The sequence below is a fragment of the Methanosarcina sp. MTP4 genome, from assembly GCF_000970045.1.
In the GTDB taxonomy this organism is placed as follows: domain Archaea; phylum Halobacteriota; class Methanosarcinia; order Methanosarcinales; family Methanosarcinaceae; genus MTP4.
On sequence record NZ_CP009505.1, the window covers coordinates 419,174 to 435,859 of the forward strand.

Below are 16,686 nucleotides of genomic sequence, written 5' to 3' on the forward strand. Positions count from 1 at the left end.
CGTTTACCTGATGATTTGCGTTTAATCTGGTAATTTATGTTTACCTGATGATTTACGTTTATATTTAACAGTTTATGGAGCGATAAGATGTTAATAGGAGTAGGACTTGGTCCCGGAGACCCTGAACTTCTGACCCTGAAAGCAGTGAATGTTTTGAAAAACAGTGATAAGGTATACGTGCCCGGGCGCATGGCACAGGAGCTTGTGGCCCCTTACGCGGATTCTGAAATTCTGGAGTTTCCCATGATCAGGGACCTTGAGGCGTTAAACGCTCTCTGGAAAGAAAATGCCGACAAGGTTGCGGAGCAAGCCCGGAATGGGACCGTAGCTTTCGGGCTCATAGGTGATCCCAACTTTTTCTCTACCTTCACCCACCTGAAAAAGGTCATGCGCAGGTATTATCCGGATGTCGAAGTCTCAACCATCCCGGGCATCAGTTCTATCACATCTTTTGCTGCCAGGACCGATGTGGCGGTTGAAACTTCCTTCGAGGTCAGCGACGGCTCGGAAATCGGGTATAAGATCCACCTGAAAGCCACAAAACCGAAACAGATAATCGAAACGCTTGAAGCCGAAGGTTACAGGGAATTCATCTTTGCGGAAAAACTTTTTTCGGATGATGAAGTGATTATCGACAAGAAGGAAGAGATCCCTGAAAAGGGGAACTATTTCAGCATTGTTTACGGGAAGAAATGATTGAATTTTTGCGCCGGGGCTCTGAAATTACGGTCTCCGGGCAAGTTTTAATTTACCAAGAATGCTAAGGGAATGGTCAGATGGAAAGGAAAGTGTATGTTGTAGGAGCAGGTCCCGGAAACCCCAAACTAATTACCGTTCTGGGGCGCGAACTGCTTGAGAAAGCGGACCTTGTAATGTATGCAGGGTCCCTTGTAAACCCCATAGTTCTGGACTATACGAATGGGGAGACCGTGGACAGTTATGGGCTTACCCTTGACGAAACCACGAAGATTATCGTGGACGCCGTCGACGCAGGAAAATTCGTGGTACGCCTCCACAGCGGGGACCCCTCCCTCTACGGGTCCATCGTGGAGCAGATGGAAGAGCTGAAGAAATTCGATATAGAGGTCGAAAGGGTCCCGGGAGTTTCCTCGGTCTTTGCAACTTCAGCCGCCCTGAACACCCAGCTGACCTTAAACGGGGTGTCCGACACCCTGATTATCACCCGGCCGGCAGGCAAGACCCTGGAAAAGGACCTGATCCCCGAGCTTTCCTCTTACGGAACAACAATGGCGATCTTCCTTGGCACCCAGAAAATCAAGGAGATCATGGAAAAGGTCCAGTGCCCGAAAGACACCCCCGTGGCGGTCGTATTCCATGCCTCCTGGGAAGATGAGGAAGTTATCACCGGTACCGTGGAAGATATCGCGGAGAAGGTGAAGGATGCCGGGATCAAGCGTTCGGCAATGATCCTCATCGGCGGGGTAGTCGACCCAAAGAACTACAGGAGGTCACACCTATACGGAGTGCCCCAGGAACCGCTGTAATTACTTTTGAAAGGAACCGGGAAGTCGCTTCCAGAATAGCGGAGCATTTGGGCGCAGACCTGCTCCTCTACGAAAAGGGCATATTCGAAACCGCCTTTGAGAAATATGGGGCAATCGTAGCCGTCTTTGCCTCGGGCATAGTGATCAGGGACATCGCTCCTCTCCTCAAGGATAAGTGGTCGGACCCCGGGGTAGTTGTTGTGGACTCGAACCTGAACTTCGCAATCCCTATCCTTGGCGGGCACCACGGGGCAAACGAAATCGCAAAGAAACTGGCGGAACTGGGCGCCGTCCCGGTCCTGACCACTGCCACGGAAGTGCACGGGAAACCATCCGTTGAGGGAATTGCCGACAGGCTTGGCTGCGATATTTTCAATAAGGAATCCACGGTAGCCGTAAACTGCGCTCTCCTTGACCAGGATGTCGAGGTCCTTGAACTTAAGGGCCCGAAGATCGTTGTCGTGGACGAGGACGTATCCGTGCTGGTCAGGAAAAAGCAGGATAACGGCTAATCCCGTTAACGTAACGGATCAGGTTATCTGAATGGGTAATCAGGTTTCCGGCAATAATGTTAATGGGTTACCAGGTTAAGGTTACGGATACTAAGGTTAACTTATAGTCAAGGACCCAAATTCCTTTACCAATCTCAAGCAAAAGTTTAAGCATCGAAAGCACGGAAAACACGGAAGGATTGTGCCCTATTTCCTTTATTCCGTGTCTTCCGTGTCTTCCGTGGTTATAATGTAAGTGTAAATATTTACGTTCAGGACTATAAATCATCAGTTAACCGTTAATTCGCTACGGTTACGGATAATAAGGTTAACGAATACTAAAGTTAACAGGTTAATTCAGGTTACGATTACGGATGATCATAGGAATCGGAACCCGCAGGGGTATAACAAAAGAAGAAGTCATTGAGGCTGTGGGGCAAGCCCTCGAAGAGTGCGGGGCAGACCTGGAAGAGGTCACAGCCTTTGCCTCTGCGAAACTCAAAGAAAATGAACAGGGGCTGCTGGAAGCGGTCGAACTGCTGGGCATCCCGATTGAATTTATGCCGGATGAAGTGCTGAACAGTTACAACCCGCCTTCGGCGTCCCAGGCATCTCGCTTCGGGCTTAAAGGGGTAGCAGAACCGGCTGCTCTGGCCCTTTCGGAAAAAAAGGAATTGATTTGCAGGAAGAAAGTCTATGGCAGAGTCACAATCGCAATCGCAAGGTAAGGAAACCGGTGGAAAACTCTACGTTGTGGGGATCGGACCGGGTTCCGTGGAACAGCTGACTATCAAGGCCCGGGAAGTGATCCTCAACGCTGATTACGTGCTCGGGAACAGTACATACCTGGACCAGATGGAAAGCCTTCTCGGCACCCAGGAAGTAATCCGGAGTTTCATGGGAAAAGAGGTCGAAAGAGCCCGAAAAGCCGTGGAACTCGCAAAGGACGCAAATGTGGTCATGGTCAGCGGGGGCGACACCAACGTCTACGGCATGGCAGGCATAGTGCTGGAGGTTGCCGAACACGAGAACCTTGACGTGGACATCGAGATCCTTCCAGGGGTAACGGCGGTCCTTGCAGGAGCAAGCCTGCTCGGGGCTCCCGTGGTAACGGACTTTGCGGTGATCAGCTTAAGCGACCTCCTGACGCCCTGGGAAGTCATCGAAAAGAGGCTTAACCTGGCAGCAGAGGCTGATTTCGTTATCGGGCTCTACAACCCGAAGAGCCGGAAGAGAAAGTCCAACTTTGCAAGGGCAATCGAGATCATCCGCAAGCATAAGGCTGACTCCGTGCCGGTCGGGCTTGTCAAGAACGCCATGAGAGGCGAAGGTGAAGACCAGATCGTGACAACCCTCGGGGAAGTCATGGAATACGAGGACTGGGTGGACATGAGCACCGCCATTCTCGTCTGCAACGGGGAGTCCAGGATCTGGAAGTCTCCGAAAAAGGATATCATCATCACACCCAGGGGGTATCATAAGAAATATGACTACTGAAAAAAGTTCCGAAAAAGCCGGGTCTGTGGACGACCTGGAAGAGTTTACCGAACTCACCGTGGATGTTGACCCCGAACTCGTGAGCATCTGCAAGGATTCCGGGGCAAGGACCGAGGAAGCCAAAGCTATCTACATGAAGAGCCGGACCATGATCCAGGAACTGGTCGGGAACAACACCCTTGAAGACCGTTTCCGCCAGCGCTGCGTGATTGCTACAGGCGACCTCTCCGTAGCTGACATCATGCGCTTTTCGCATGACCCCATTCCCGCAGGCGTCGAAGCCATCAAGAAAGGTGCCCCCATCTTCGTGGACATCAATATGGTAAAAGCCGGGATCACAAAGGTCGGGCACTCCTCCGAAGTGATCTGCGTCCTCGACGAGGACCCGAACTCGGAAATCGCAAACAAGTTCGGGATTACCCGGACCTCCGCAGGCTACCTGGCAGCAAAGGACAAACTGGACGGGAGCATCATTGCAATCGGAAACGCCCCTTCAGCCCTTATCATGGTCTGCAAAATGATTGAAAAAGGGGTCAGGCCTGCTCTCATTATCGGACTTCCCGTCGGCTTCGTAAACGCAGCCGAGTCCAGAGAACTTGTCAGAAACCTGAAAATCCCGGTCCCTTCCATAAGCTGCGTCGGGACCAGGGGCGGAACTCCGATGGCTGTTGCCTGCGTAAACGAGCTTGTGGCAATCGCAAGGGAAAGTGAAGAATAAGCTTTTCTTTTCTTTTTCCTTTTTTTTCTTCTTCCTTTTTTTTCTTCTTCCTTTTTTAAACCTGATTCTTCACTGGTTTATCTCTCTTAATTAGCCCTTATCCTTCTGTCTTATTGTTCCGCTCTTCAAATTCTTTCAGGAAATCTTCTTCCCTGAGCCTGACTGCATGGTCCAGGGTTCTTTCAAGGACTTCTTTTTCCGTAAACCCTGAAAAACTTGCAGACGGGTATTCAGGGGTTACGTCTCCATCCTCTAGCATGTAAAGGTACATGCCGCGTCCTATGTTCAGGATTACGCAGGATGCCAGTTTTTTCTCGTCCTTTCTCCCCAGAAAACGTTTGGCAAGATCAGGGTCCTGGTCGGAGTCGACGCATAAGACCGTTGCTCTGCCTTCATATTCCTCTGCAAGCTCTTCGAAAACCGCTGCCTGTGCCATGTACTCCGGGTCCTTTGAAGAGCCTGCCATAAGGAGTACAGGTCCTTGCTGAGTAGCTTCTTTGATTTGCCCGGGTTCCGTTACCTGGACAATCCGTTCGAAGCCGCATCCGGAACTGTTCGGGTTGTTTTCATTTTCTTCAATACAGCCGCAGGCTATAAGGAAAAACAGGATCATGAGCAGAATTGCGGCATTTCCCTTCATAAATTCCCCCGTAAATAAAAAGGCGGGGATGAATAAAAAAGTAGGGTTTCGATTAAAAATTTCGAGGGTGGCAGTGAGTGTGCCAGTTTAAGGTGCAGAGTTTGGCGGTCTGGCAGCTTGTGTGGCTTTTCAAAAAATACTGACAAGGTGGTTCTGGTATATCATCCAGAGCCCTATCAGGATAAGCACAATTCCGGCGCCCTTCTTAAAGGCTGCATCGTACTGGGAGATCGTCCTTAGTTTTGTGGAGGAAAGATGCGTCGAATAAGCCAGCAAGAGCATCGGGACCGCAAATCCCAGGGAATAGATGAAAAGCATCAGTGCTCCGTATAAAGTGTCTCCTTCCAGGGCCACAAGGGTCAGGATTGAGGCAAGGATTGGTCCCACACAGGGAATCCAGATAATTCCCAGGGAAAGTCCCAGCAGCAGGCCTGAGATCAGGCCGCCTTCCCTTAATCCCGCAAGGAGAGGGAACCTTGCAAAGGCATTGAAGAGGGAGAGATCAAGGAGCATTGCCACTCCCATTATGATAATCAGGATTTCCGCGAGGATTTTAAGATGGCCAATATAGGCCTGGGCAGTCGCTCCGAATGTAGAAGTCACCACACCCATGAGTGTAAATGTCATGGAAAGCCCCAGGACTATTGCAAGCGGCCTTAACTTCCCTTTCTCTGTAGATGAGGCCAGGACGGCCGGCAGCAGGGGCAGGATGCAGGGGGAGAGGATACTGAGGACCCCTGCCCCAAAAGCAGCCAGGGGGGAAATCGCTTCATTGAACATGTTTCATCCGGGATTCGGGTTTTGAGTTGTTCTCTCTACTTTTATTATTTTTCATTCTGTCTGCGGCAGGGCAAGTTCCAGGCGGGCTTCAAAGGTTTCTTTGTCCCTGAGTCCGATCATCCTTGCCTGCATCCTGTCTTCCGTGACGCTTCCATCCTGCTGCATGTACAGGTAATTTCCATTTTCAAGGCCTGTGATCACGCAGGAGTCCGGAATGTAGCCCACATTGAAATAGGCTGCGAGGTGTGGACTCTCATCTATATCGACGGACATAATTGTAGCCCTTCCTTCGTATTCTTCTGCCATTTCAGCCATTATAGGTTTCATTTCCCTGCAGGGTCCGCACCCTTCAGATCCCAGTTTCAGGAAGACAGGGCCTTTCTGAATGGCTTCGTTTATTTGCTCCAGGTCGTTTACTTCGACAACAAGGTTTTTCCCCGAGTCTACGGCTTCCGGGGTCTCTTCCGTACAACCTGCCGTAAAAAGGAAGGCTGAAACAAGGATCAGGAGTAAAACAATTTTATTCATACTGCCCCAATGCGCTGGTTTTGGTTTTGGTTTTTCTTCTTCTTCTTCTTCTTCTTCTTCTTCTTGTATATTGTAGTCCCGAACGTAAATATTTACACTTACATTATAACCACGGAAGACACAGAAAGCACGGAAGGATTGTGCCCCTATTTCATTTATTTCATTTATTCCGTGTTTTCCGTGCTTTCTGTGGTTAAACTTTCACTTGAGATTGGTGAAGGAATTTGGGACCTTGACTATAATTTCTATTTCTTCCCTGAATGGTTATGACCAATGCTAATAAATTCCTTTTCAAACAAATAATTTTGTTTCTACTTCTCTGAATGACCTGAATCTTGCAGTTGCGCAGACAGAAAATATAGAAAATCCGGGTGTGAAAATAGCTTCATCTTAGTTTTTTGCACCGGACGGAGTGGTCTCTTCCGGTTTGCAGCATTTTCGGGGTTTCAGCCCTGCATTCCGGGTCTGCATAAGGGCATTCTGCATAAAATACACAACCTTCAAAACCAGGGGTAATGTCTGTTTTTGCTTCAAAATTTGCTTCAAAATCAGGCCCTCTGATTTCCTTTCCCCCCTGTTCCTGAATCTTATCCGATAGAAGCTGCCGGGTATAAGGGTGTTGGGGATGGGAAAAGACTTCTTCTACGGCTCCGATCTCCAGGACCTTTCCGGCATACATTACAGCTACCCGGTCGCACATATACCTTACAACTTCGAGGTCGTGAGAAATAAAAAGCATACCCAGGGAATGTTCTTCTTTCAGGTTTTTTATTAGATGCAGGATCTGCGCCTGTACAGATACGTCCAGGGAAGCTGTAATCTCGTCCGCAATCAGGAACTTCGGCCTCAGTGCTAGAGCCCTTGCTATGGCAGCCCTCTGGTTTTGCCCCCCGCTCAACTGGTGGGGATACCTGTTTTCATGTTCCGGGGAAAGCCCTACTGTTTCCAGAAGGTGCGGAACCTCGGCATAAGCCGCTTTTCTTTTGACGCCCTGAAGCCTGAGGGGCTCGGAAATGCTTGTCTTTAGTTTCATTTTAGGGTCAAGAGAAGAATAAGGGTCCTGAAAGATCATCTGCATCCGGGGCTGCACTTTTGAAAACTCTTTCTTCGTGAGCCCTGCCAGGTCTTTCCCTTCAAAAGATACGATCCCGGAGTCCGGCTCCGTAAAACGCAGGATGCACCTGCCAACAGTGCTTTTTCCGGACCCGCTTTCTCCCACAAGCCCGAGGGTTTTTCCTTCCCTTACCTCAAAAGAAATGTCATCTACTGCCTTTATAATTTCTTTTTTGAAATGTCCCGAAGAAAAGTATTTTTTCAGTCCCCGGACTTCAAGCATACTTAAAACACCTCACCTGCCGCTTCCCCTCCACAGAATATAGTTCCGGATGCCTGGTTTTGCAAACCTCCATTGCATGCCTGCACCGTGGGAAAAACCTGCACCCCGTCGGTAGGGCAAGCAGGGAAGGGCTTGACCCCGGGATCGGTTGCATCCCCCTCGAGGGAAGAGAATTCAGAAGCCCCTCTGAAAAAGGGTGCATGGGGGCCTGGAAAAACTCTTTGCAGCTTGCAATTTCGACAATTTCTCCAGCATACATCACAGCAAGGGTTTCAAAGAGTTTTTCCGCAAGTTCCAGGTCATGTGTGATAACAAACATTGCCGTATCCTGGCTGATTTCCTGCAGGAGGGATATGACTCTGCGCTTAACCCTGAGGTCTAGCCCGCTTGTGGGTTCGTCTGCAACGATAAGCGAGGGCTCGGCTGCAATTCCCATGGCAACCATCACCCTCTGTCTCAGGCCCCCGCTCAGCTCGTGGGGATACTGCCTTATGCGGAGGGCCGGCTCTTTGATGCTGACCCTGTCCAGGAGCTGCATCACATTTTTTTTCATATCCGTCCCTGAAACTCCTGCACCTCTGCCCAGGGCTTCCGAAAGCTGGTTCCCTACCGTAAATACGGGGTCAAGGGAAGCTGCGGGGTTTTGAAAAATTGCCCCTATTTCCCTTCCGTGAAGTTCCCTGATCCCTGGGGCAGACATAGAAAAAAGTGTTTTCCCCCTGAACAGGACCTCTCCTGAACAGGACGCATCTTCGGGAAGGAGTCCTAGAATCGCCAGACAAAGCACCGTTTTTCCTGATCCTGATTCCCCGATGATTCCAAAGCACTCCTTATCCCTGACTGTAAGGTCGATCCTGTCAACGGCTTTTACGGGACCGGCGCCGTCAGGAAAATGGACTTTCAAATCCCGGATCTCAAGTAGGGGTGGAGAGACCCCCTGGACGCCGGGGTTACAGGCCGTAAGGATCCGGGTCATAAAGATTCCTTCCCTTGCTTTGATTTCGGGTCCATGCAGTCCCTAAGCCCGTCTCCCAGGAAATTAAACCCGAGGACGGTAAACATTATCGAAAGCCCCGGGAAGATCATAAGGTAGGGGGCCGTGCGGAGAAAATACCTCCCGTCATTTAGCATGGCCCCCCATTCCGGGAGGGTTTGCACCCCAAACCCGAGAAAGCTCAGGCCCGCAGATGCGAGGATCACATATCCGATCCCGAGGGTCCCCATCACAAGGAGAGGGGATGAAGCATGTGGGAGGACATGGCGGATGATCACGTACAGGTCGCTTCCTCCGAACCCTTTTGCTACTGTTACGAATTCCCGGTTTTTAACCGTAAGTACCGAAGCCCTGACCACTCTTGCATAGCCTGTCCATTCAACCAGGACAAGGGCCAGCACCAGGTTCGTAAGGCTCCCTCCGAAAAGCCCCACTATCGCCAGGGCTAGAAACATGCTGGGGAACGCCAGAAACCCGTCTACGAGTCGCATCAGGACTTCATCCGCAAACCCTCCGAAGTAGCCGGCAGTGGTGCCAACGGCAGTTCCTATAAAAAGGGATAGCATCACAACCGAAAACCCGATTAAAAGGGATATGCGGCTCGCAAACAGTACCCTGCTAAGTACACATCTCCCCAGGTGGTCGGTGCCGAAAGGGTATTCGGAGTTTGGGGGAGTCAGCCTCAAGTCCAGGTTTATTGCTTCCGGGTCGTGGGGGACAAGCCAGGCTGCAAAAAGGGCTATAAAGCCGAGGAAGCCGAGAATAATTAGCCCGGCAAGCAGGCTCCTGTTTTTAATTCCGCATTTCATCTCGAATCCTCGGGTCAAGGCAGCTGTAAGAAAGGTCAACAAGCAGGTTTATGGCAACAAAGAGGACAGCCACAAAGAGAAGGGTTCCCTGGATCATAGGATAGTCCCGGTTGTAGATCGAACTGACAATAAGGTTTCCAAGCCCCGGCCAGGCAAATACGGTTTCAACCACCGCGGAACCGTTTAACAGGTATCCGAAATTCAGGCCCGCCATGGTCAGCACGGGAATTATGGAGTTTTTAAGGGCATGTTTTCCGATCACAACCTTTTCCGAAAGCCCTTTTGCCCTGGAGGCGTAGATGTAGTCTTCCTGAAGTACCTCGAGGAGGCTTGCCCTCATAAGGCGCATTGTCACGGCTGCGGAACTTGTCCCGAGAGTCAGCATGGGTAAGATGAGGTGTGAAAAGTCTCCGTTCTCCCCAAACCCTCCTGCAGGAAGAATACGTAAGAATACGGAAAAAACCAGTATCATAAGATACCCCTGCCAGAAATTTGGCATGGAAACCCCAAGGAGGGCAAGAAACCTGCTCAGGTCGTCAATCCAGGTATCATGTTTCAAAGCTGCAAGGATGCCTGCGGGAATCGAGATTGCAAGCGAGACCAGGAAACTTGCAAAGGCAAGCTTGAAAGTGGCGGTAAAGGCTTGCAGGATTGCCTCAGAGACCGGGCGTTCGCTCATATAGGAATAGCCAAGCTCCCCCCGCAGCACGGCTCCTAGCCAGTTCAGGTACTGCACATACAGGGGCTTATCAAAGCCTTCCTTGATCCTGAATTCTTCCACAGCGGCAGGGTCAGCCCCTCCCGATGAACTTGTCAAGATAATTTCGGCGGGGTCTCCGGGGGCTATATAAATTAAAGAAAAACTAACAATTGAAATGAAAAGAAGCACTGGTGCCATCAACACGATCTTTTTTAACATATATGTTATCATTTTGAAGTACACCATTTTTAGCATTAATTTTTATTTTTTTATGATTTATTGTTATCCTTTTGTTAATTTGTCTCTCTATTATTCATATATATTTTTTTCGATTTGTTCCGGGATTTCCGGATTTCAAAGAGCCCTAAAAATGGTTATTAGGCTCGGGAGTATCTTTTCATGGTATACTTATGAGTGATTTTTCCATACTGATGAAAAGCTCAATATGCTGAATCTGTTTAAAAGGTAGTATATGCGAGTTGCCGGAATACCTGGAATAATGAGCAAAAAAGAGAAGAGGGTAAATTGGTGGACGATAGTAAATTAGCGGACGATAGTAAATTAATGAATGATAGTAAATTAATGAATGATAGCAAATTAATGAATGATAGCAAATTGACGGACGATGATATAACTGCTGACGTTATAGCTTATCTTCGTGGAAATGGGGCTTCCCTGGTAGGGGTCGCCGGGCTTGATTCACTGGATTCTAATCCTTATTCTGACCTGCATAAGGCGGTAGTTTACGGGGTTGCACTGGACCCTGGGGTTCTCGGGAATCTCGTCAATGGGCCTGATTCTGGTTATTCTGCCGAATGCACACGGGCAAACGGGAAACTTCGGGAACTGGGCACAAAGCTTGTAACTTACCTTGAAGAGAGGGGGTTTGAGGCAGTTTCCCTCGGTCCGACCACTGAAAACTTTGATAAGGAAAAATTATCCGTGGCTTTTCCCCACAAAACTGCAGCCACAAGGGCGGGCCTGGGCTGGGTTGGCAAATGCGATCTCCTGGTCACAAGGGAGTTCGGTTCGGCTCTTCGCTTTAACACGGTCTTTACCAGTGCGCCTCTCAAACCCGGCAAACCTGTAGGGCGTTCCTTCTGCGGGGAATGTACCCGGTGTGTAGAAGCATGCCCTGTCGGTGCCATTTCAGGCAAAGAATGGTGTCCTGGGCTTTACAGGGATGAGTTTCTGGACATAAAAGCATGCTACGAGGAATGCAATAACAATTTTGAAAAAAGGGACGTCCAAGCCTCAATATGCGGGATTTGCATTGCTGCCTGTCCGTGGACTCTGAAATACCTAAAAAAGGCGTCCACAAAAAGCAAAACTTAAGCTTGAATACAAAAAATTTAGGAATCAGGGGGCTCATTAGGCCGTTTTTTGCCCCGTAATCAGGAAGATTGAGGTGTCCCTGAGAAATCTTTGGGTGAATGAAAGCTTGCTTTTCTTAAATTTTTGCACTTCTTGAAGGGGATTTACAGCAGTGTTTGCAAAACCCATTTTGGAAAAGACAATAGAGATGTTTTCCGGGCTTATATCTTCATAAAGGGGAAGGGAATTTCGGATCGGCTCGTAAAACTCGTCGAAAAATGATCTTGGAGGGTTTTTATTCATGTCCGTGTTCACCACGCCGGTAATCCAGCGTTTGATCCTCTTGTCCGGGCGGGGGTTAAACCAGTTGCCGTCGATGGCAAAAACCTTGCCCCCTGGTTTGAGGACTCGCTTCCACTCCTGAACAGCCGCGGTGGGTCGGGGGAGGGTCCAGAGCAGGTATTTGTTCACAACAAGATCGAAATAGCAGTCCTCAAATGGCAGGTTTTCCGCATCCCCCTGAAAGAAATCAACCTTAATTCCCAGGCTCTTCGCATTGTTCCGTGCTTTTTCGAGCATGCCTAGGGAAATATCTACGGCCGTCACCTCGTGCCCCATTTCGGAAAAGAGAAGTGCAAGAAAACCAGGCCCTGTTCCCACATCCAGTACCTTTAACTTTTGCCCTGAAGGCAAGGAATTTTCAAGCATACGCCTCCAGACAATCCGCTCTTCTTCATCAAAGCCATTCTCCCCATTTGTATATGTGGAAGACCTGAGGTTCCAGTAATCGGCAATAACTTTCTTGCAGTCCATAAAATTACTCCCCATCATAAATCTTTAAGAGAAATGCAGTTTCTGCTTTTTCGTTTTCATGAGTTTTCTTTTCACAACTTTCCATTTTCATAAGCCTGTTTTTCCCGGGTCGGCCATTGACCTGAAAAGCAGGGAGAAACCCCTCCATCAGGAGCTTTTCCTGTGAATTTCTCCCTGCGAATTTCTCCCTGCAAAGTTTTCTAATTATTCTTCAATGTAGATGTCCTTCGTTATGAAGGAAATGTCATTAGGGTAAATCTCATATCCTTTTACCCGTGTGTTTATTCCATCAAGTTCCTTATAGTAAAATACAAATATTTCCGGAGAGTCGGCAAGGACCCGGGCCTGGACGAGGTCGTAGTATTCCTGCCTTTCCTCAGGGCTCGTGCTTTCCCTAGCTTCTTTGATCCATTCGTCAACCTCACTGTCAGAGTACCCTGTCCAGGCTGCCTGTACGCCGGTGGACTCAAAGTGGTAGGAGAGGAAATAGTCGGGGTCTCCGGCAGGCGCAACGTTCCAGGCATAAAGGGAAAGGTCATAGTTCCCATCACTGGTGTCTGCGCTCAAAGCCCCTGTTTCAAGGACAATTACCTCGGTTTTGATGCCGATTTTCTCAAACTGGGAGGCTATGACTTCAGCCGTGGGTTTAAGCTCAGCCCTTTTTTCATAGGTGCGGATGGAAAGTTCGAACGGCTTTCCTCCATATTCAAGCCAGCCGTCTCCGTCAGTATCGGAAATTCCTGCCTCTGAAAGCATTTCCTTTGCTTTTTCGGGGGAATAATCGTAGCTTTCGAGCTTTTCATTGGCTGACCAGGGAAGAGTTGACGGGAACACTCCCTTTGCAGGCCCCCCTGCCCCCTCGAGAGCAGCGCTTACAACCTGGTCACGGTCGATTGCATAATTAAGGGCCTGCCTGACACTCACATCGCCAAGGGGTGCTTTGTTTGTATTGACATACATAAAACAGAGTCTCAGGGTTTCCTTACTCGGGACTTCAAGGTCCGGGCTTTTGCTGATAAGTCCGGATTCCGTGGCCGGGACACCCCGGACAAGGTCGCAGTCGTCTGCCTGGAGTTTGAACGACCTTGTAAGAGGATCGGAAACGTAGTCAATGGTCACACTTTCAAGCTTAACATCCCCCCTCCAGTATGCCTCGTTTCGCAAAACCGATAGTCTGAGGCCGTCTTCGTAGCTTTCAAACTTAAAAGGCCCCGTCCCCACGGGTTTATGGGTAAGGTCTTCTGCTTTCGGGCTTACAATTGAAAGCAGGGGGTCGGATAGGCTTGCAATGGTCGGTGCATAAGGTTCTTTCGTCCTGATGAGGACCTTCAGGTCTTCCGGGGCTGATACCGATTCGATAAAATCATACTCAGTATGCCTGACGTTTTCAGGGTCCAGGGCCCTGTTTATCGAATATACCACCGCTTCGGCATTAAGGGGAGTTCCGTCATGGAACCGTACCCCCGGCCTCAGGTCGATTTGCCAGGCGGTATCATTGAGCCTTTCGTAGCCTTCCGCAAGTTCAGGCTTGAGGTTCATATCGGAATCATAAGCAAAGAGGGTCTCATATATCCCGGCTTCCCGGACGTACCAACCCACCCATTTGTAAGCAGGGTCAAGGGACTCATCCGGTCCGAAAATCATAACAGCCCGAAGGTTTCCACTCTTTCCGGAGGAAAGGTCTTCTCCAGCTACCTCTGAATCATTAAGTGAAGATGCTTCAGCCTTATCGGAATCGACACAGCCGGAAAAAAACACTGATATCAGCACAATGCAAATCAATGCAATATATATGGAATTCCTTTCTTTTTTGTTAATTGGTAACACTTCAATCACTAAAAATGTGTAATTGAACAAAGTATATTAACATTCTCATTTGTTCTATTAAATGTTACGATTATATTTTTATTTGCTACTATATCCGATACATGGCTTATAAATTCTCACAATATATCTATAAAACATTTTTTTTTCAGAAATATCTTACTCATTTTGTTCCATGAACTTCTATGTGATATTGAATTAATTTGAACATTTCTCATGTAGCGACATCATAATGCATCAGGTCAAACATAACTTAAATGCTAATTTTCAGGTGTGATAGGATATGTTCCACACCCTGAGGCATAAAAGGAAATTAAAAAGAAGATGAATGAAAAATAGATAAATAAATGAAAAGAAAAAAAGAAATAAATTTATTTTTTTTAGAGGATCTTTTCGACTGAGTTTACTACGAGTTCGAAGTTCTTCTGCCACTCGGTGCTGTGGTCGAGGCCCTGGAGGACTGTGCCTTTGTCTTCCATTTCGGCTACTTTGGGCTCGATCGGGAGTTCGGCAATGACGGGGACGTTGAAGTCCTGTGAGGCTTTTTCCACGCCTCCGCTTCCGAAGACATTGATCATCTCGCCGCAGTGGGGGCAGACGAGGCCGTTCATGTTGTCCACGATCCCGATTACAGGGACGTTGAGTTTGGACGAGAAGTTGATGGACTTCCTGACGCTGACCAGGGCTACGTCCTGGGGGGTCGTGACGATCACGGAGCCGTCACAGTTGGGGATGAGCTGGGCTACGCTGAGGGGTTCGTCTCCCGTGCCTGGAGGAAGGTCGATTATCAGGTAGTCAAGTTCGCCCCAGTATACCTCTTCCAGGAACTGCTTGATTGCTCCCATCTTGGCAGGGCCTCTCCAGATTACGGGGGAGTCCTTGTTTTCGAGCAGGAAGCCCACGGACATAACGGACAGGTTGGAAAAGACTCGTACCGGGATAATTCCCTGTTCGTTGACCTCAGGCCTTGAGGATTCGAGTCCGAAGATGGTTGGGACTGTCGGCCCGTGGATGTCGCAGTCAAGGAGCCCTACCCTGTACCCGCGCAGGGCCAGGCCTGCAGCAAGGTTTGCGGCAATGGTGCTTTTTCCCACTCCCCCTTTTCCGCTCATGACCATAATCTTGCGCTTGATACGACGTAGATTGACAACGATTTTTGGTTCTTCGGGCTTTGTCTTCGATAATGTTTCTAATGGTTGAACCTTATCTGTCATATTTGATCGCCTTTGTGATATCTATTATGATTTTTTAAACAGTATCCACTATCCATGTACCTATTAATTCTCTATATCCCTTTCACGTTTCATCATTTTTGATGTTATCTGTACTCTCTGCCTCGATATAGTTCCCGCCCTTTATTTCTATTGCTTTGCCCCGGCTAAGGGCCAGAGCGACTTTCATGCGGGCGGCTTTCAGGTCTTCCCAGAAAGCTCTTCTCGAGATTCCTACCCTGGTCGCGGCATCTTCCTGCCGCAGGTCTTCAAGGTCCACCAGTCTGAGGGCTTCGAGTTCTTCTATTGTGAGGGATACCACTTCAAGTTCGGATAGAGGGACTCCTCTTGGCTTGAAGTACGTGATATCAGGCGTCTGTGATACGCGCCTGGGGCACTTTGGTCTTCCTCTGCATTTTTTCATGGTAATTACTTATGCACATTGCGGAGTAAATATATAATTATTTCTCTTTCCACACAGAAAAGTATAAATATTTATGTACTATTGAGTTAAATTAGTTATTATGGATGTACCCGAGTCCCGACAGGTTCCGGTTGGAATCCGGGAACTCGTCATTGCCGGCAAAAATCCTGTTTCCGGGAAATGAGCCTGGGTGCAGGCTTGGAAATGAGCTGTCGGAGACGGAGAAATTAATATGAAAATTTGCGTAACAGCTAAAGATAAAGGCATGGATTCAGGGATTGACCCACGTTTTGGAAGATGCGCGTATTTCGTAATCGTTGATTCCGAATCAGGTTCTGTGAACTCTTTTGAAAATACAGCGGTAGGTGCATCAGGTGGAGCTGGCATACGAGCTGCGGAAGCCGTGGCAAACCTGGGAGCCGAAGCCCTCCTGACAGGCTCGGTAGGCCCGAATGCATTTTCCATCCTTTCCGAGGTTGGAATCGATGTCAGGGTCGGCATAAAAGGCACAGTTGAAGATGCCTTGAATGCATATCGAGAAGGGAAACTTGAAGCAATAGACTCTCCGAATGCCTCTGCCCATGCGGGAATGAAATAAAGCAAAGGAAATAAGCCGGAAAACAAAAAAAACGTGTAAATTACACGATAACTCTCAAATAGCTCTCAAACAACTCTCAATTATATATAAAACAATTTAAGGTGACTCCTATGAAGGTATGCGTTCCCACCAGGGATGAAAACGGTATGGAAGGAATTGTTGAACAGCACTTTGGAAAAGCTCCCACATATACTATCCTTGACACCGATACGAGGGAAGTTGTGGTGATCCCCAACACCAGTGAACACCTGGGCGGTGTGGGGCTGCCCCCTGAGTACCTCCACCAGCAAGGCGTAGATATCATGCTCTGTGCAGGGCTAGGGTTCAAAGCAGTTCAGATGTTTGAATCCTACGGGATTAAAGTCTTCGTAGGGGCTGGCGGTACGGCCAGAGACACTTTCGAAGCCTGGGAGGCAGGCAAGCTGCAGGACGCAAATGCTAGCAATTCCTGCGCCGATCACGGACACAACCATTAAAAGGGTTCTGAAAAACTTGCTTTGATAT

General features: G+C 48.7%; 20 protein-coding genes. 9 read left to right on the forward strand and 11 right to left on the reverse strand.

All coding sequences use genetic code 11. The features are described from left to right. Window positions 1-87 precede the first annotated feature (87 nt). The 6 genes from MSMTP_RS01855 to MSMTP_RS01880 all read left to right on the forward strand — a co-directional run bounded on the left by MSMTP_RS01855 (window position 88) and on the right by MSMTP_RS01880 (window position 4,211). Window positions 88-696, forward strand: a complete 609-nt coding sequence (locus tag MSMTP_RS01855; RefSeq protein ID WP_048177418.1) for a cobalt-factor II C(20)-methyltransferase — start codon at window positions 88-90, stop codon at window positions 694-696. A gap of 80 nt (window positions 697-776) precedes the next feature. After that, a complete protein-coding gene (locus tag MSMTP_RS01860) occupies window positions 777-1,505 on the forward strand; it encodes a cobalt-precorrin-4/precorrin-4 C(11)-methyltransferase (RefSeq protein WP_048177419.1) in 729 nt (242 codons plus the stop codon). 47 nt (window positions 1,506-1,552) lie between these two features. Next, on the forward strand, window positions 1,553-2,017 hold the full coding sequence (locus MSMTP_RS01865; protein ID WP_231582877.1) for a cobalamin biosynthesis protein CbiG: 465 nt from the start codon (window positions 1,553-1,555) through the stop codon (window positions 2,015-2,017). Between the two features lie 353 nt (window positions 2,018-2,370). Beyond that, on the forward strand, window positions 2,371-2,724 hold the full coding sequence (locus MSMTP_RS01870) for a cobalamin biosynthesis protein (RefSeq protein ID WP_048177421.1): 354 nt from the start codon (window positions 2,371-2,373) through the stop codon (window positions 2,722-2,724). Next, the gene (cobJ, locus tag MSMTP_RS01875; RefSeq protein WP_048177423.1) at window positions 2,693-3,493 is read left to right on the forward strand and encodes a precorrin-3B C(17)-methyltransferase; all 801 of its coding nucleotides are present in this window, start codon (window positions 2,693-2,695) and stop codon (window positions 3,491-3,493) included. Before MSMTP_RS01870 ends, cobJ begins: the two co-directional genes overlap by 32 nt. Next, complete coding sequence (locus MSMTP_RS01880) at window positions 3,483-4,211, forward strand: precorrin-8X methylmutase (protein ID WP_048177424.1); 729 nt, start codon at window positions 3,483-3,485, stop codon at window positions 4,209-4,211. The genes cobJ and MSMTP_RS01880 overlap by 11 nt, the downstream gene beginning before the upstream one ends. A gap of 97 nt (window positions 4,212-4,308) precedes the next feature. Here the strand turns inward: MSMTP_RS01880 and MSMTP_RS01885 are convergent, their stop codons facing one another. The 7 genes from MSMTP_RS01885 to nikB form a co-directional block, all read right to left on the reverse strand. Beyond that, on the reverse strand, window positions 4,309-4,851 hold the full coding sequence (locus tag MSMTP_RS01885; protein ID WP_048177425.1) for a hypothetical protein: 543 nt from the start codon (window positions 4,849-4,851) through the stop codon (window positions 4,309-4,311). A gap of 129 nt (window positions 4,852-4,980) precedes the next feature. Then, window positions 4,981-5,631, reverse strand: coding sequence for a cytochrome c biogenesis CcdA family protein (locus MSMTP_RS01890; RefSeq protein ID WP_048177427.1), 651 nt, complete (start codon window positions 5,629-5,631; stop codon window positions 4,981-4,983). 51 nt (window positions 5,632-5,682) lie between these two features. After that, window positions 5,683-6,159, reverse strand: a complete 477-nt coding sequence (locus MSMTP_RS01895; protein WP_048177428.1) for a co-chaperone YbbN — start codon at window positions 6,157-6,159, stop codon at window positions 5,683-5,685. Between the two features lie 385 nt (window positions 6,160-6,544). After that, complete coding sequence (locus MSMTP_RS01905) at window positions 6,545-7,495, reverse strand: ABC transporter ATP-binding protein (protein ID WP_048177433.1); 951 nt, start codon at window positions 7,493-7,495, stop codon at window positions 6,545-6,547. Then, on the reverse strand, window positions 7,488-8,471 hold the full coding sequence (locus tag MSMTP_RS01910) for an ABC transporter ATP-binding protein (RefSeq protein WP_048177434.1): 984 nt from the start codon (window positions 8,469-8,471) through the stop codon (window positions 7,488-7,490). Before MSMTP_RS01910 ends, MSMTP_RS01905 begins: the two co-directional genes overlap by 8 nt. Then, the gene (locus MSMTP_RS01915) at window positions 8,468-9,298 is read right to left on the reverse strand and encodes an ABC transporter permease (RefSeq protein WP_048177436.1); all 831 of its coding nucleotides are present in this window, start codon (window positions 9,296-9,298) and stop codon (window positions 8,468-8,470) included. Before MSMTP_RS01915 ends, MSMTP_RS01910 begins: the two co-directional genes overlap by 4 nt. Next, window positions 9,282-10,229: a nickel ABC transporter permease gene (gene nikB, locus MSMTP_RS01920; RefSeq protein ID WP_048177437.1), complete on the reverse strand. Its 948-nt coding sequence runs from the start codon at window positions 10,227-10,229 to the stop codon at window positions 9,282-9,284. The genes MSMTP_RS01915 and nikB overlap by 17 nt, the downstream gene beginning before the upstream one ends. Before the next feature lie 369 nt (window positions 10,230-10,598). Between nikB and MSMTP_RS01925 the strand changes: the two genes are divergently transcribed. After that, window positions 10,599-11,333 (forward strand): 4Fe-4S double cluster binding domain-containing protein, encoded by a 735-nt coding sequence (locus tag MSMTP_RS01925; protein ID WP_231582878.1) that lies wholly within the window; start codon window positions 10,599-10,601, stop codon window positions 11,331-11,333. A gap of 36 nt (window positions 11,334-11,369) precedes the next feature. On the opposite strand, the gene MSMTP_RS01930 is transcribed toward MSMTP_RS01925, so the two are convergent. The 4 genes from MSMTP_RS01930 to MSMTP_RS01945 all read right to left on the reverse strand — a co-directional run bounded on the left by MSMTP_RS01930 (window position 11,370) and on the right by MSMTP_RS01945 (window position 15,584). Then, a complete protein-coding gene (locus MSMTP_RS01930) occupies window positions 11,370-12,125 on the reverse strand; it encodes a class I SAM-dependent methyltransferase (protein ID WP_048177439.1) in 756 nt (251 codons plus the stop codon). A gap of 204 nt (window positions 12,126-12,329) precedes the next feature. Continuing rightward, window positions 12,330-13,895, reverse strand: coding sequence for an ABC transporter substrate-binding protein (locus tag MSMTP_RS01935; RefSeq protein WP_231582879.1), 1,566 nt, complete (start codon window positions 13,893-13,895; stop codon window positions 12,330-12,332). 434 nt (window positions 13,896-14,329) lie between these two features. Next, window positions 14,330-15,163, reverse strand: coding sequence for an Mrp/NBP35 family ATP-binding protein (locus MSMTP_RS01940; RefSeq protein WP_082090456.1), 834 nt, complete (start codon window positions 15,161-15,163; stop codon window positions 14,330-14,332). 82 nt (window positions 15,164-15,245) lie between these two features. Further along, the gene (locus MSMTP_RS01945; RefSeq protein WP_048177444.1) at window positions 15,246-15,584 is read right to left on the reverse strand and encodes a DUF134 domain-containing protein; all 339 of its coding nucleotides are present in this window, start codon (window positions 15,582-15,584) and stop codon (window positions 15,246-15,248) included. Between the two features lie 232 nt (window positions 15,585-15,816). On the opposite strand from MSMTP_RS01945, the gene MSMTP_RS01950 reads away from it, so the two are divergent. Beyond that, window positions 15,817-16,182, forward strand: a complete 366-nt coding sequence (locus MSMTP_RS01950) for a NifB/NifX family molybdenum-iron cluster-binding protein (protein WP_048177445.1) — start codon at window positions 15,817-15,819, stop codon at window positions 16,180-16,182. A gap of 110 nt (window positions 16,183-16,292) precedes the next feature. Further along, the gene (locus MSMTP_RS01955) at window positions 16,293-16,658 is read left to right on the forward strand and encodes a NifB/NifX family molybdenum-iron cluster-binding protein (RefSeq protein ID WP_048177447.1); all 366 of its coding nucleotides are present in this window, start codon (window positions 16,293-16,295) and stop codon (window positions 16,656-16,658) included. The last annotated feature ends 28 nt before the right edge of the window (window positions 16,659-16,686 follow it).